Raw genomic sequence first — 13,097 nt, 5'->3', positions numbered from 1 at the left:
AGTAATTCTGGCTACTGATTAAACAAAAATTCAGCGCTGTCAAGCGCTCCCTTATATCGAACTCACTGCGGACTTAACTGTTTTTTTAGTTTCAAAAATGAAAGAACGCATAGGATTTTTGATGCAGGAAAGATGCAAACAACGGTTAGACGTACCAAAAGTACAACCAGAAATTTATTTTGTCATTTTCATGATGATGATATTGGTACAAATCTCTATAGATCAATATGTTCCATCATTACCTGCAATTACTAAATATTTTCATAGCTCAGAATCATCAATTCAATACACGCTCTTTCTTTTTCTGTTTGGACTGGGGAGTTCTCATCTATTTTTTGGTCCCTTATCTGATAAAATTGGCCGTAGGCTTCCCCTTATCTATGGTATAGGGATAAGTATCTTAGGTAGTTTGTGTTGTTTTCTTGCACCATCAGTTATGATTTTAACTTTTGGGCGCTTTTTACAAGGATTTGGCATCGGTTCTTGTAGTTCAGTCGGACGCTCTCTAATGAGTGACCTTTTTAAAGATCAGTATTTATCAAAAATCAGTTCTTATGTTGGAGTGGTCAGTACTGTATTATTAGTTGCTTCACCAATATGGGGAGGATTTATTCAGGAATATTTTGGGTGGAGAGCAAATTTTTTATTTATCTTTATTGTAGGGTTGTCTTTTTGGATTTTTATTTTACTGGCTTTGCCTGAAACAAATAAAAACCTTAATCCTAATGCAACAAAAGTAAATGTTCTATATGAGAATTATTATAGTTTATTAAGGTCTAGAATTTTCTTGGGATATACGCTTTGTGCTTGTTTTGCTTGTTCGGGTTTAGTTGCCTATATTACTATCGCTCCGTTTTTATTCCAGAATGTATTGGGATTAACCCCTTTAGAATATGGGCAATTGTCAATTTTCATAGCCGGGGCGATTTGCCTTAGTGGCATTATTAACAGCCAGTTAATTATGATCAAGGATGTATCCTACCTGTTGTTTCTTGGTGTGTTGCTAATGATTGGCGGTGGGTTGTTAATGTTTGTCTTTGCATTATTAGGTATAATGCATGTATTAAGTATCATGATTCCCATTACTTTATTTAGTATGGGTGCAGGCTTTACTTTCATTAACGCTTTTGCAGGAGTTTTTCTTCCTTTCCCTCAAATTGCAGGAACAGTGGCTGCCTTATACGTTAGTATGCAAGATTTTACCGCCGCATTAACCAGCGGCATAATTGCCATTACTAAGGTGCAGGGACAGCTGCCGTTATCCATTGCATTATTTCTTCTAGGGTTAAGTGCTCTAGCTGCCTGGTATTATCAACAAGCATGAAATAATAATTTCAAAAAATCTAAAATTATGCTAGTTTGGTTGGGTTTTAGATTTGTCAGTTGTATTTTGTAGGTGTAACTCCCTGTTGAATTCATTCAAGCTTTATAACTTGCTTTTAAGGATATATTGGATTCAGCAGAACATGGGTTGCTTCAATATTTTCAATTAAGTTGCAAAAAGGAGTGGATTTCAATGCATCATAATTACTATTTATCTCCCTTAGCTGTTGCTCTGGCCCTAGGAATGGTATCTCCCGCGAAAGCTGCAGACCCCATACTTTTACAAAACGCATCCTTTTCGGAAGTAAAGCAAAAATTTGCTTTATCAACACAAGGTGTTGCTGTTGCTAAAGATAGCTTGAGCTTCGTAAGTGAGCATACCGATCGAAATAAAGTTACTCATGTCCGTATGCAACAAAAATATGTAGGATTTCCAGTTTATGGTGGTTATGCAATCATGCATAGCATGAATACAGCAAAGTCATTAGCCGCCACTACTCAGTCTACAGTTGAGATGAATGGTGTTGTTTATCAGGGGTTGCAAACTGAATTAGGCCAGCCAGACGCTTCTTTTGTGCAAAATGCAGATAAAGCACTACAGCAATTCAAAGCCAAATATGCTAATCAAAATGTAGGTGATGAAAAAGTCATTCCTATGGTATATATCGATAAAGATAATCAAGCACACTGGGCTTACAAGGTAAGTATTCGTGTTAATCATCTAGATAAAGCTCCAGAACGTCCAACAGCAATTATTGATGCTCGAACTCAGCAACCTTTTGTACAATGGAATGATATTAAAACAGAGAGAGTTTCTGTAAAAGGTTCTGGTTTCGGAGGAAATAAGAAAATGGGTTATTACGAGTTCGGTAAGGACTTTCCTTATTTGGATCTAACTCGTGATGCAAACAATGCTACATGCTACATGGAAAATGAATCTGTAAAAGTCATTGATATGAAACACAAATACAGTTCTGTCAAAGCTGCGATGTCATTTGCCTGCTCAACAACTGACTCTGATATTTATTCCACCGGGTATCGTGAAGATAATGGAGCACTTTCTCCATCAAATGATGCATTATATGCAGGATATGTAATCAAACATATGTATACTGACTGGTATGGCGTAAATGTTCTTTCTAATTCTAATGGATCTCCAATGCAATTAGTCATGCGCGTTCACTATGGCGATGGTTATGAAAATGCTTATTGGGATGGAGAGCAAATGACTTTTGGTTGTGGTGACAGGATGATGTATCCTTTGGTTTCTCTCGGTGTTGGTGCTCATGAAATTAGCCATGGATTTACAGAGCAGCATTCAGGTCTCGAATATTACGGCCAATCTGGTGGAATGAATGAGTCTTTTTCTGATATGGCAGCCCAAGCAGCTGAACATTACTCAGTAGGTAAGAGTAGCTGGCAAATTGGCGGTGAAATAATGAAAGAAAGCAGTGGCTATGATGCTTTGCGCTATATGGATAAACCAAGTCGTGACGGTGAGTCTATCGATACCGCAGATGAATATTATAGTGGCCTGGACGTTCATTATTCAAGTGGCGTATACAACCATTTATTTTACATATTAGCGACTAAGCCTAATTGGGATACTCGTAAGGCTTTTGATGTTATGGTTAAAGCGAATATGGATTATTGGACACCCTATTCAAGTTTTGATGAAGGTGGTTGTGGTGTATTAAGCGCAGCTAAAGATTTAGGTTTTTCTTTAAATGATGTGAAAAGCTCATTACAAGCCGTCGCTATCAACTATAGCAAGTGTCATTAATTTGTATTTATCATAAAATCGGTCAGAAGTTGGCTTACAACTTCTGGCTGTTCCATGTGAATATGATGTCCACCATCTACTTTTTTAAGCGTTAAATTTCTTACAGCCCTAATGCGATCTCGAATAATTTCAGCGTCAAAAGAAAAACCCTGATTTGCTATTAATAAATAAGTTTTTGCTTTAATCTCCATTAAGCAAGAAAGAATTTGCATTTCTGTCATGCGCAAAGGGGAGCGCGCCAGTAAACGCTGATCATGTCGCCAGTAAAATCTCCCCTGCTTTTCTACTAAACTTCGTTCACACAGAGTTTTTGCGATATCTATGGAGACATATCCTTTAAAGGCACGAGCAAGCGCAGCACTCTCTAAGTGATCATAACCTTTAGATTTTTTGCTTTTTTGTGTGAGAAAATGGGCATACTCTCTTAATTGTTGACATGCTGTTTCCCCTGGATGGGAAAACGGACCTAAGCCTTCAATCAGCATTAGTGAAAGGAAGCGTTCGGGAAGAACTCCTCCAACCAAGCTGGCCAGACATGCCCCCATAGAGTGGCCTAATAAATGGACTTTATCGATTTGTAGTGCATTGAGTATTTCAATGACAATAAAAATCCCATCAAAAAAATGATAATGGCATCCTGGAGGTAGGTGTGATGAATGACCATGTCCAGGCAAATCAACTGCAATAAGATAAAAATCATTCTCAAGGTATGGGGCTATAGGCAGGAAACTATTTGCATTATCTAACCAGCCGTGCAGAGCCAGGATAGTTGGTTTTTCAGGATTCCCCCAGGCTTTGCAAGCTATAGAAAAGCCAGGAATCTTAAGATTTAGTCTGTCCATATCATTTAATATTTATATATTTTATTAAGTAGTTATTATTATATCCCTTCTAAGAGCAGTAGAGCTATAATTGATTAGATAGGTTGGAGATTTGTAGGACATTGGTTACAGTTTTTTCCATATGAATTGAAGAGTTCATTTTAAAACAGTTAAGATAAGGCTATATGGCGATTTTAATATGACTCGTAATTCTGCTAAGAAGAAAACCTGAACAGGGTAAGGCATGCAACAAGATAAACGTAGTATCTCATTAATAACTTATAATATTCACAAGGGATTTGGCGTGGGCGCCATACGCTTTTTGCTTCCTAAAATGCGTGATGCAATAACGAGTTTAAATCCTGATTTTGTTTTTTTGCAAGAAGTCCAGGGAGAACATATAAAGCGACAAAAGCGGATTAACGCATGGCCAGCTTCCCCACAATCTGAATATATAGCCGAAAACATATGGCCGCATTATGTATATGCGAAAAACGCAGTGTATCAATCCGGGCATCATGGGAACGCGATTTTAAGTAAGTACGCTTTTGAGCGATTTGAGAATATTAATCTTACACATATTCGTAGAGCTTCAAGAGGGATACTGCATGCGCAATTGAAGCTGGATAATGTAACGATTCATTTATTATGTGTTCACTTAGGTCTATTTAAAGCAGAGCGTAACGTGCAATGTAATACTTTAATGCAACGAATTAAAGATGTCGTTCCTCAAGATGAACCTTTATTAATGGCTGGTGATTTCAATGATTGGCGTACTATTATTTCCAAGCCACTGGCTGATTACTTAAATATAGAGGAGGCGTTTGTTTCTATTGAAGGGCAACATGCACGTTCCTTTCCTGCAATTAGGCCCTCCTTGTGTATTGATCGGGTTTACTTCCGCGGTATGAAAGTACAAGAGGTAGCTTGTTTACAGGGTAAACCGTGGAGAATGCTGTCCGATCATTTGCCACTTTATGCGCGTTTTGAATTGAAGTAGTTTCAATTCACAAGAGTTAAATATAAAAGTCAATGAAATGTTTTTTTAGGGGGAGCTGTCTTTAAATGACCGTAATGCTATGGATCCTAGTTGCAATACATCAGTAGCCTTGTAATATAAATGATACAACAAGGGCACTAATAATGTCACATATATTTGTAATTCACTAAGTCATTAAGATCAAATATAATTCTAGTGGTGCTTTATCAGCGCTGTAGAAAGCCTCATGCAAAGTAAATTTATACAGTTACCGAGTGTACTATTAAATAAAATCACTAAAAACTTCACAACAAAAGAGTTATTTCAGTTCATGCAAAACGATAAGTCGACCTAGAAGCCCTTTAAATCTGGCTCATCAAACCATATCGACTCAATGCTTCTCAATCGATTTTTAGGTCATGTTGTTCGAGGTGAGCATACGCTGTGGAGCGAATGCTTAAGCTACGTCCAGACTTGCTCTATCGACAGAGCGAATTAGGGGATTTATCAGGCCGAACTTTTGAGAATATGAGTGGTTTTGAATACGCGATGTGGGTGTGACGTATACCCTGCATGGTGTAAACCAACATTATATGCCTGACCCTATAACGAAGACAGATCATCATTTTGATTTTGAAAACACAATCATTAAAGAACTTCAGGAGTATGTTGATAAAAATGTTGTTAATCAATGGGTAACTGGTGTTGGTGGTGCACAACGATTATTACCCATTCATATTGTAGAAGAATACTGTAGTGACGTACGTTTTTATCCCGTTCCTGCATTTAAAGAACAATCCAAATCATCGAGGCAATTTTATAATGGGTTGAATCATGGTGAGAAGAAGTCTTGGTTTTGTGAGGGCTCTAAGCTCGGGATTAATTTTGCAATATTTAAGGGCGGCATCCGGCGGTCGTGGACGGGCGAATACACGAGTAGGAGTGCCGAGGTGCCGATTTAAATGCCCTAAAGGCTCTATGTGAAGCCAGAACAAATGATTTTATTGCGCTAGAAAATGGACTCAAGCCTTGCACCTTGAATGAAAATCGTCATATCCATAGAGCGTGATGCGTGCTGTTGTAGAAGTTCTGCAGGAGACCTGTCCCAACAAGCCTTGAAAAACAATAAAAGTCATACGCAGTGTAGCCACAACCAAGTCTCGCCTCGATTCAGTAACTATTTTCGTGATTCATTTAAACGCATGACACTCAAAAAAAGAACTCTCCGCTTTCGCGAAGAGCAGCGAATATCTCTTGAAATTTTTGGGGGGATGAAGTTGTCATTTTCTGAACGAAATACCCCCCAAAAAAAGCGGGGAGGTGACGAACTATTCCATCCCGATATTATATTCACCCATACAAGCCAAACTATTCAAACGGGCGCGATTAAGTAATGCTTCTTGTGCTGTAGCAATGTTGGAACTTTTGCCACCCCAGGCAGATAAGCAATCTTCTTGTAAGGCCCTGCCAAAGGAAAAACTCAGCAACCAGGGTTGATGATCAATGCTGTTGATTGCATTTAAGTTCGTTGTAGCTTGTTGGGGTGTTTGACCACCAGATAAGAAATTAATTGTGGGTACCGCGGCAGGAACATTATTACGGAATACACCAATCGTGTAATCAGCAACTTCATCGGGTTCACTAAAGGGTTGATTTTCTTTGCCACAGGTTACCATGCTTGGTTTTAAGATGATATGTTCCAGTTCAACCTGATGAATAAACAAGGCATGAAATAGTTCATGGAGCACAATTTCGCATACTTCAGCGCAGTGCTCAATACTGTGATTGCCATCCATAAGTACTTCAGGTTCAACAATAGGGACTATACCTGCTTCTTGACAGGCCGCAGCATAACGTGCCAGATTTTCTGCACCTGTTTTTACTGCGGTCAAACTTGGTGTATATTCAGAAATAGAATAAACATTACGCCATTTAGCAAATTTTGCCCCTAGTTTTTTAAAATGCTGCAAACGCTCTGACAAGCCATCCAAGCCTTGAGTTACTTTTTCCTGTTCTGTGTTGGCTAAATTGACTAACCCTTTGTCTACTTTAATTCCAGGAACAATACCTTTATCAGCAAATAATTTAACAATAGGCGTCCCATGTTCATCTGTCTGGTTAAAGGTTTCTTCAAATAAAATAACACCATTGATATAATTTTCTAAATCGGGTGTTGTGGCAAGTAATAATCGATAATCCCTGCGATTTTCTTCAGTATTTTCAATACCAATTGAGGAAAAGCGTTTACCTATAGTTGCATTGCTTTCATCGGCAGCTAAAATTCCTTTACCTACCTGAAGCATTTGTTCCATAGTGCTGGATAATTCTTCATAACTCATAATGTGCTCCTGATCATCATCTAGATATATATTTTTCACGAATAATTTGTTGCATGGCAAAACCTTGATCTTTTAAAGAATTAAAAGCCTCATCAATCATACCTGGATTTCCACATAAATAAATAATATCTTTTTCGGGATTAAGGTTTAGAGATGGAAAAGCATGTTGTACATAGCCGCTGAATTCATTTTCAACTAATTCCTCTTTGGGTTGGCGGCTTAAGTAAGGTCTGAATGCAGCTTGGGGATATTTTTGAACGAAATCTCGAAATTCATCAGCATAAAGAATCTCTTCGCGTCGTTGTACTCCCTGGAGAATAACTACCTGTAGTTCAGGATGTTGGTTCATGAGATTTCCAAGATCCTGGAGCATTGATCGGTATGGAGTAACCCCGGTACTTGTGGCTACCAGGATGAAACGCCCAAAGTGGCCTTCTTTCATCGTTAACCGGCCGTAAGGGCCACTGACTTGTATGGAATCACCAGGTTTTAAATGATACAGCAATTCAGTACCTGGTCCATTTTCAAAATAGCCTGCAGCAATCTCAATTTTATTATCCTGTTTAGGGATATTGGCTATACTATAACTACGCTTTAATGTTTTACCTTCATGTTCAAAATGAATGGTAATAAATTGACCAGGAGAATAGTTAAAATATGGAAAAATCTGGCAACTGAAAATAAAGTGTTTTACTTTAGGTGAGATCATAAAGGATTCTACTAAAGTGATGGGAAAAGTATTTATTTGCATAATGAGTATAAACTTTATTATAAAGGTTGAGATTATAACCTTGAAATGAAGTTAATATAAGCAAAAATTATGCATTATAAGTTTTAACGGCATATAATTATATTATGAACACACCAGATCTCGTTACAATGATAGGCAATTTAAGCCGTTCTTTATATCCGGTACAGCATTTTATTACCGGTGGGGCTTATATTCTAGGTATTTTATTTTTTATGACCGCTATTGCCAAACTACGAAAAATAGCTGATTACAGGGCTCAGTCGTCTTCCCAGGAAAAGATGTATGGTCCAATGATGTATTTAATATTTGGAGCACTCCTGCTTTATTTGCCTTCTGCTTTGGACGTAATGGCCAACACGGCCTTTGGAGTAGGGAATATATTAACTTATAGTTCCTACAATCCGTCAAATATATTTAGTTCAATGGGATTACTCATTCAAACGATAGGGATATTATGGTTTGTCCGTGGTTCCGTTTTAGTAGCACATTCAAGCCATCCAGGGACTGGGCATGGGCCAAAAGGATTAGCATTTATTTGCGCAGGAATTTTAGCGATGAATTTTGATAATACGATAGCTGCTTTGAACTATGTTGTGAATAATTTTGTGAGTTGGACGCTTTAAAAATAAGTCATGGCCTTTTTTTAATATCCTTTAGTCTTCTCCACATATCCTGAGATTATTTGCTTTAGCAAAATCAAGAATTGATTGATATAATAAAGGGCTAGACTCCTTGAGTTTAGGGTCAAGCAAAACGCATTGATAGCCTTCACTATTTACACTTGGGCGCAATAAAGGAGAATAGCGAATACGACTATTTTTGAAACTTGCTAAAGAACCACTCATTCGTTCCGCCCAGTCACTGGGCCTGAATGTTTTTCCTTGATCGGTTATTCCTTCAATGATAATAGTTTTATTTTCTGCGGCAACCATGATGCTATGCAATTTAAATACAGTGTGCTAAGTATAACATCATATAGTTAATGCTGTATTGAAATTTATTCATTTTGTTGAAATAAATTTGTGTTAAATATAATTTGCAAAAGTAATTTTTATCCCTATTATGTCAAGATATTTTATTCAGGGGTTTTTTAAAGGTTATTACGAATGGAAAAAGATAGTCATTCTGGTATTTATTTGTTGCCAAATCTGTTTACAACAGCAAGTTTGTTTGCCGCATTTTATTCTCTTGTTGCATCAATGAAAGGACAATATGAAGCATCAATCATTGCAATATTTATTGGAATGATTGCAGATGGATTAGATGGTCGAATAGCACGTTTAACTCACACGCAGACCGCATTTGGTGCCGAATATGATAGTTTATCTGATATGGTCACATTTGGAGTGGCTCCTTCACTTTTAGTATATAATTTATTTTTAAGTCACTTAGGGAAAGTGGGGTGGTTAGTTGCATTTGTTTATACAGCAGCTGTTGCTTTGCGTTTGGCTCGTTTTAATACCCAGCTCGAAACAGCAGATAAAAGATATTTTCAAGGATTGCCTTGTCCACCTTCTGCCGCTGTAATGGCTTCTTTTGCATGGTTATGCTATCAAAATGAGTGGCAAAATATTTTCGTTGCGGTATTAACTGCAATCTTATCGTTAATAACGTCCACATTAATGGTTTCTAACATTCGTTATTATAGTTTTAAGGAAGTCGATTTTAAGGGAAAAGTTCCTTTTTTGTATGTATTACTAATGATCATTTTATTTGTAGCTATTGCGGCTGAACCCTCATTAGTTTTATTCGTTGGATTTACAATTTATGCGATTTCTGGATTAATTATGACTTTAATTTTTTTACATAAAGTGAGAAAGCAAAGAAGAAACATGGAAAAATAGCTCCATTCTCAAAGGATTCATTTGGCATATGTTGAGTAAAATTAAAACTGAGGAGAAGTTTCAGTGACTGATGTATGCTCCATTTTCTCAGTATCATTGTCGCCAGGCCTGCGCTTATTCTATCCATTCACCAAGCGGCAAGTATACTCCCTGCTGAGCAGATACATTTTGGTAAAGGGTAGGTTGAAAATAATACACAGTACGCCTTTTACTGTTTTTAGCTAAATAAAGTTGTATACAAGGGGGGCGATTAAATAATGCTTGCTACTCTCCTTCACCAAAAAAATTATTAATTAAGTGAGATAACGCTTCATTCATTTGAACTTCATCAGGGCCGTTTATATCCATGGTGATTTCAGCTCCTTGATTTGCGGCGAGCATCATCACACCCATAATGCTTTTTCCATTAACGGTTTGTGAATTACAGGTTACATCAATTTGGCTTTGAAATCTTGCCGCCGTTGAGACAAATTTTGCTGAAGCCCTTGCATGTAAGCCCAATTTATTAATTATTTTAATCTTAGTTTTTATCATAGCGCGTACAATGTATCATGAACTGTAGAATAAGTGTAGCCTGATAGGGATAAAACACGGTTTCAATTAATAAGTGCACGAGCACCTGGGATGGATTTCCCAGGTGGCTCATTAAAGCTTCTTGCTTAAGCATCTCTTTTGCTTGATTGCTGCGTTTTCTAAGTACCCCAGTCCATTCACTTCTATATAAGCTCGTTTCATCAAAACACTTATGCCTTGCATCCAGGCAAAGTATGCTGATTATGCAAGAAGCTCAACCTTAATCATGATGATTACGGATTTTTTCTTTATGTTTAATCAGTTGCCGATCTAATTTATCAATTAATGTATCAATAGCGGTGTATAAATCATCTGATTCCGAACTTGCATGCAGTTCACCTTTGGCTATATAAACCGTTGCTTCAGCAATTTGTCTTAATTTCTCCACTCCAAAAACTACATTAATGGAAGTGATTTGATCAAAATGACGCTCTAACTTATCGAATTTTTCTTCGGTAAATGCTCTGATAGCAGGAGTAACATCCATATGATGTCCTGTGATGTTAATTTGCATAAAAATCTCCTAGTTGCTTTTAGAAATCATGACTGGCTTTGATTTCTAATAATTAATGTGAGTTCAATAAAAAACAATATTATTTTTTATATCGAATTATGTTTCTTAAAATTGGATCCGGTATAAATGCTACGTATTTTACTGTACTCTCGTCAGTTATCAATTACTTTTCTTTCATTAGATGGAGCAATTCCCATTGCTTCACGATATTTTGCTACGGTTCGTCTTGCTACTTGAATCCCTTGTTTTTCCAATAACTGGGTAATTTTACTGTCACTTAATGGTTTTTTTCTATTCTCCGCGGCAATTAATTTTTTAATGACGGCACGAATCGCTGTAGAAGAGCATTCCTCGCCAACATTTGTACTAATATGGCTAGAGAAGAAATATTTAAGTTCAAACACACCCCGCGGAGTATGAATGAATTTTTGCGTGGTAACACGCGATATAGTTGACTCATGCATTTCCAGGGCTATAGCAATGTCATTAAGAATTAATGGCTTCATTGCTTCTTCACCATATTCTAAAAATCCTTGCTGATACTGCATAATGCAGGTAGCTACTTTGAGTAGCGTTTCTTGTCGGCTTTGAATGCTTTTTAAAAACCATCGTGCTTCTTGCAGGTTATTTTTTAGAAATAGATTGTCTGCACTATTGTCAGCTCGTTGAATAAGCGATGCGTATTGATTGTTAATGCTTAAGTGAGGAAGCACACTTTGATTTAAGTGAACTTGCCATTGATTATTGATCTTTTTAACAGTTAAATCGGGAATAATGTATTCTGTAATGTCTTCATGAATTAAATTCCCTGGTTTAGGATTTAATTTTTGGATAATTTTTAATACTGAATCAATTGTCTTTTCAGTAATCTGATGATTTTTCATCAGTTGTCTGTAATTATGCTGACCAAGTAATTCAATGTCTTTAGTAATTATCTTTTTGGCCAGGGCTAAATGTTCGGTATCCTGAGGAAGTTGCTCCAGCTGTATTAGCAATGTTTCAGCCAAATTGATACAAGCACATCCTACAGGATCAAATAATTGGAGGCGATGTCGAACTGCCTCTATTTCATCCAGGTCGAGGGGATGCTCTTCACTTGTCAGACTTGCATGTAACTCAGTAATGCCCATACTTAGGAATCCATCACTGTTCATTGCATCGATAATGGCAGTAGCTATTGCTCGATCTATATCGCTCATAGGGGAAAGGTTAAGCTGCCATTTTAAATGATCCTTTAGGTTTGTTGTTGTACAATGCAGGTTGTCAAAATTATAATCAACATCATCAAATGATGTGCGTTTATCTGAGCTTTGGTATAATTCAGACCATTGAAAATCACTTTGATCATTCTCTTGCTGTCTTGTTTCATCGATTGCGATTTCTTCTTTGTCTTCGTTGGGCGTTGCTTCGAGCAAAGGATTTGATTCAAGAACAAGTTGAATTTCTTGTTGTAAATCAATGGTTGATAATTGCAAAATTCTTATCGCTTGTTGTAACTGGGGAGTTAGGGTTAAATGCTGGCTAATACTTAGTTGCAATGATGGTTTCATGCAAATCCTCTTTGTTTTCATTGCTATTTACTATCAGTGTAAACGATTCGTAAGGATTATCCAGTATTTCGCAGGGTTATTTAGAATAAAATCGGGAAGTGAAAAAGCCCCTTGGCGGGGCTTTAGATTTTTATTTTACTTTTTTCTCTTTAAAGAGCACATGCTTACGTACTTTTGGATCATACATCATGAGTTCCATCTTTTCAGGATGGTTCCGTGGGTTTTTCGTTGTGGTTTTGTAGTATCCAGTTCCTGCTGTGGACTCCATTTTCACCTTAATAGTGACAGCTGCCATGGTTTATCCCCTTAAATTATATTTTTTCGCCTTTAGCTCTGAGTTTATCCAGAACTGCTTTTATACCTAATTTGTCTATAATACGCATACCCTTGGTACTAAGTTTTAATGTGACAAATCGCTTTTCTTCTTCAACCCAAAAACTATGGTTTTGAATATTGGGCAGAAAGCGTCTTTTAGTTTTATTGTTAGCGTGCGACACTTTGTGGCCAGTCATGGGTCGCTTGCCAGTTACCTGACATACTCTAGACATTATGTTACTCCAAAATAGGTTTTAATGTGCTTGTCTTTGTAAAATTCTGGGCAAATAGCCGGATGTGAAATA

General features: G+C 37.1%; 15 protein-coding genes. 6 read left to right on the top strand and 9 right to left on the bottom strand.

The window, feature by feature from the left end:
* The first annotated feature begins 121 nt into the window (after positions 1-121).
* Both EKG34_RS09470 and proA read left to right on the top strand, forming a co-directional pair.
* Positions 122-1,324, top strand: a complete 1,203-nt coding sequence (locus EKG34_RS09470) for a multidrug effflux MFS transporter (RefSeq protein ID WP_003635264.1) — start codon at positions 122-124, stop codon at positions 1,322-1,324.
* Positions 1,325-1,516: 192 nt separating this feature from the next.
* Complete coding sequence (gene proA, locus EKG34_RS09465; protein WP_003635269.1) at positions 1,517-3,106, top strand: zinc metalloprotease ProA; 1,590 nt, start codon at positions 1,517-1,519, stop codon at positions 3,104-3,106.
* Here proA and EKG34_RS09460 read toward each other — a convergent pair.
* Positions 3,103-3,948: an alpha/beta fold hydrolase gene (locus EKG34_RS09460; protein WP_003635271.1), complete on the bottom strand. Its 846-nt coding sequence runs from the start codon at positions 3,946-3,948 to the stop codon at positions 3,103-3,105. The two genes, proA and EKG34_RS09460, sit on opposite strands and share 4 nt — an antisense overlap.
* Before the next feature lie 223 nt (positions 3,949-4,171).
* On the opposite strand from EKG34_RS09460, the gene EKG34_RS09455 reads away from it, so the two are divergent.
* Both EKG34_RS09455 and EKG34_RS09450 read left to right on the top strand, forming a co-directional pair.
* Positions 4,172-4,927: an endonuclease/exonuclease/phosphatase family protein gene (locus EKG34_RS09455; protein ID WP_003635272.1), complete on the top strand. Its 756-nt coding sequence runs from the start codon at positions 4,172-4,174 to the stop codon at positions 4,925-4,927.
* A gap of 572 nt (positions 4,928-5,499) precedes the next feature.
* On the top strand, positions 5,500-5,868 hold the full coding sequence (locus EKG34_RS09450) for a hypothetical protein (protein ID WP_003635276.1): 369 nt from the start codon (positions 5,500-5,502) through the stop codon (positions 5,866-5,868).
* A gap of 366 nt (positions 5,869-6,234) precedes the next feature.
* On the opposite strand, the gene EKG34_RS09445 is transcribed toward EKG34_RS09450, so the two are convergent.
* Together EKG34_RS09445 and EKG34_RS09440 are read right to left on the bottom strand one after the other, a co-directional pair.
* Complete coding sequence (locus EKG34_RS09445; protein WP_003635278.1) at positions 6,235-7,245, bottom strand: class I fructose-bisphosphate aldolase; 1,011 nt, start codon at positions 7,243-7,245, stop codon at positions 6,235-6,237.
* A 16-nt stretch (positions 7,246-7,261) separates the two neighbouring features.
* The gene (locus EKG34_RS09440; RefSeq protein ID WP_003635281.1) at positions 7,262-7,996 is read right to left on the bottom strand and encodes a ferredoxin--NADP reductase; all 735 of its coding nucleotides are present in this window, start codon (positions 7,994-7,996) and stop codon (positions 7,262-7,264) included.
* Between the two features lie 104 nt (positions 7,997-8,100).
* Between EKG34_RS09440 and EKG34_RS09435 the strand changes: the two genes are divergently transcribed.
* The gene (locus EKG34_RS09435; RefSeq protein WP_003635284.1) at positions 8,101-8,619 is read left to right on the top strand and encodes a hypothetical protein; all 519 of its coding nucleotides are present in this window, start codon (positions 8,101-8,103) and stop codon (positions 8,617-8,619) included.
* A gap of 30 nt (positions 8,620-8,649) precedes the next feature.
* On the opposite strand, the gene EKG34_RS09430 is transcribed toward EKG34_RS09435, so the two are convergent.
* Entirely contained in the window at positions 8,650-8,928 is a 279-nt protein-coding gene (locus EKG34_RS09430; RefSeq protein WP_003635287.1) for a DUF3579 domain-containing protein, read from the bottom strand.
* Positions 8,929-9,102: 174 nt separating this feature from the next.
* Between EKG34_RS09430 and pssA the strand changes: the two genes are divergently transcribed.
* A complete protein-coding gene (pssA, locus tag EKG34_RS09425) occupies positions 9,103-9,840 on the top strand; it encodes a CDP-diacylglycerol--serine O-phosphatidyltransferase (protein ID WP_003635288.1) in 738 nt (245 codons plus the stop codon).
* 264 nt (positions 9,841-10,104) lie between these two features.
* Here the strand turns inward: pssA and EKG34_RS09420 are convergent, their stop codons facing one another.
* From EKG34_RS09420 to rpmB, 5 genes are all read right to left on the bottom strand, one after another.
* Positions 10,105-10,374: an HPr family phosphocarrier protein gene (locus EKG34_RS09420; RefSeq protein WP_003635290.1), complete on the bottom strand. Its 270-nt coding sequence runs from the start codon at positions 10,372-10,374 to the stop codon at positions 10,105-10,107.
* A gap of 259 nt (positions 10,375-10,633) precedes the next feature.
* A complete protein-coding gene (gene hpf / locus EKG34_RS09415) occupies positions 10,634-10,927 on the bottom strand; it encodes a ribosome hibernation promoting factor (RefSeq protein ID WP_003635292.1) in 294 nt (97 codons plus the stop codon).
* Between the two features lie 152 nt (positions 10,928-11,079).
* Positions 11,080-12,477 (bottom strand): RNA polymerase factor sigma-54, encoded by a 1,398-nt coding sequence (locus tag EKG34_RS09410; RefSeq protein ID WP_003635293.1) that lies wholly within the window; start codon positions 12,475-12,477, stop codon positions 11,080-11,082.
* Between the two features lie 130 nt (positions 12,478-12,607).
* Positions 12,608-12,772 (bottom strand): 50S ribosomal protein L33, encoded by a 165-nt coding sequence (gene rpmG / locus EKG34_RS09405; RefSeq protein ID WP_003635328.1) that lies wholly within the window; start codon positions 12,770-12,772, stop codon positions 12,608-12,610.
* Positions 12,773-12,788: 16 nt separating this feature from the next.
* A complete protein-coding gene (gene rpmB / locus EKG34_RS09400) occupies positions 12,789-13,025 on the bottom strand; it encodes a 50S ribosomal protein L28 (RefSeq protein ID WP_003635329.1) in 237 nt (78 codons plus the stop codon).
* Positions 13,026-13,097: the final 72 nt, after the last annotated feature.

Source organism: Legionella longbeachae, assembly GCF_004283175.1.
Classification (GTDB): Bacteria; Pseudomonadota; Gammaproteobacteria; order Legionellales; family Legionellaceae; genus Legionella; species Legionella longbeachae.
The sequence above is the reverse complement of the archived record's forward strand: the minus strand, read 5'-3'. Positions and strand labels throughout refer to the sequence as shown.

Excerpts from the sequence above, each read along its gene's own strand:
- hpf (WP_003635292.1), bottom strand. The coding sequence starts at position 10,927 with ATGCAAATTAACATCACAGGACATCATATGGATGTTACTCCTGCTATC.
- EKG34_RS09440 (WP_003635281.1), bottom strand. The coding sequence starts at position 7,996 with ATGCAAATAAATACTTTTCCCATCACTTTAGTAGAATCCTTTATGATC.
- EKG34_RS09460 (WP_003635271.1), bottom strand. The coding sequence starts at position 3,948 with ATGGACAGACTAAATCTTAAGATTCCTGGCTTTTCTATAGCTTGCAAA.
- pssA (WP_003635288.1), top strand. The coding sequence starts at position 9,103 with ATGGAAAAAGATAGTCATTCTGGTATTTATTTGTTGCCAAATCTGTTT.
- proA (WP_003635269.1), top strand. The coding sequence starts at position 1,517 with ATGCATCATAATTACTATTTATCTCCCTTAGCTGTTGCTCTGGCCCTA.
- EKG34_RS09455 (WP_003635272.1), top strand. The coding sequence starts at position 4,172 with ATGCAACAAGATAAACGTAGTATCTCATTAATAACTTATAATATTCAC.
- rpmB (WP_003635329.1), bottom strand. The coding sequence starts at position 13,025 with ATGTCTAGAGTATGTCAGGTAACTGGCAAGCGACCCATGACTGGCCAC.
- EKG34_RS09450 (WP_003635276.1), top strand. The coding sequence starts at position 5,500 with ATGCCTGACCCTATAACGAAGACAGATCATCATTTTGATTTTGAAAAC.
- EKG34_RS09445 (WP_003635278.1), bottom strand. The coding sequence starts at position 7,245 with ATGAGTTATGAAGAATTATCCAGCACTATGGAACAAATGCTTCAGGTA.
- EKG34_RS09410 (WP_003635293.1), bottom strand. The coding sequence starts at position 12,477 with ATGAAACCATCATTGCAACTAAGTATTAGCCAGCATTTAACCCTAACT.
- EKG34_RS09435 (WP_003635284.1), top strand. The coding sequence starts at position 8,101 with ATGAACACACCAGATCTCGTTACAATGATAGGCAATTTAAGCCGTTCT.
- EKG34_RS09430 (WP_003635287.1), bottom strand. The coding sequence starts at position 8,928 with ATGGTTGCCGCAGAAAATAAAACTATTATCATTGAAGGAATAACCGAT.
- EKG34_RS09420 (WP_003635290.1), bottom strand. The coding sequence starts at position 10,374 with ATGATAAAAACTAAGATTAAAATAATTAATAAATTGGGCTTACATGCA.
- EKG34_RS09470 (WP_003635264.1), top strand. The coding sequence starts at position 122 with ATGCAGGAAAGATGCAAACAACGGTTAGACGTACCAAAAGTACAACCA.
- rpmG (WP_003635328.1), bottom strand. The coding sequence starts at position 12,772 with ATGGCAGCTGTCACTATTAAGGTGAAAATGGAGTCCACAGCAGGAACT.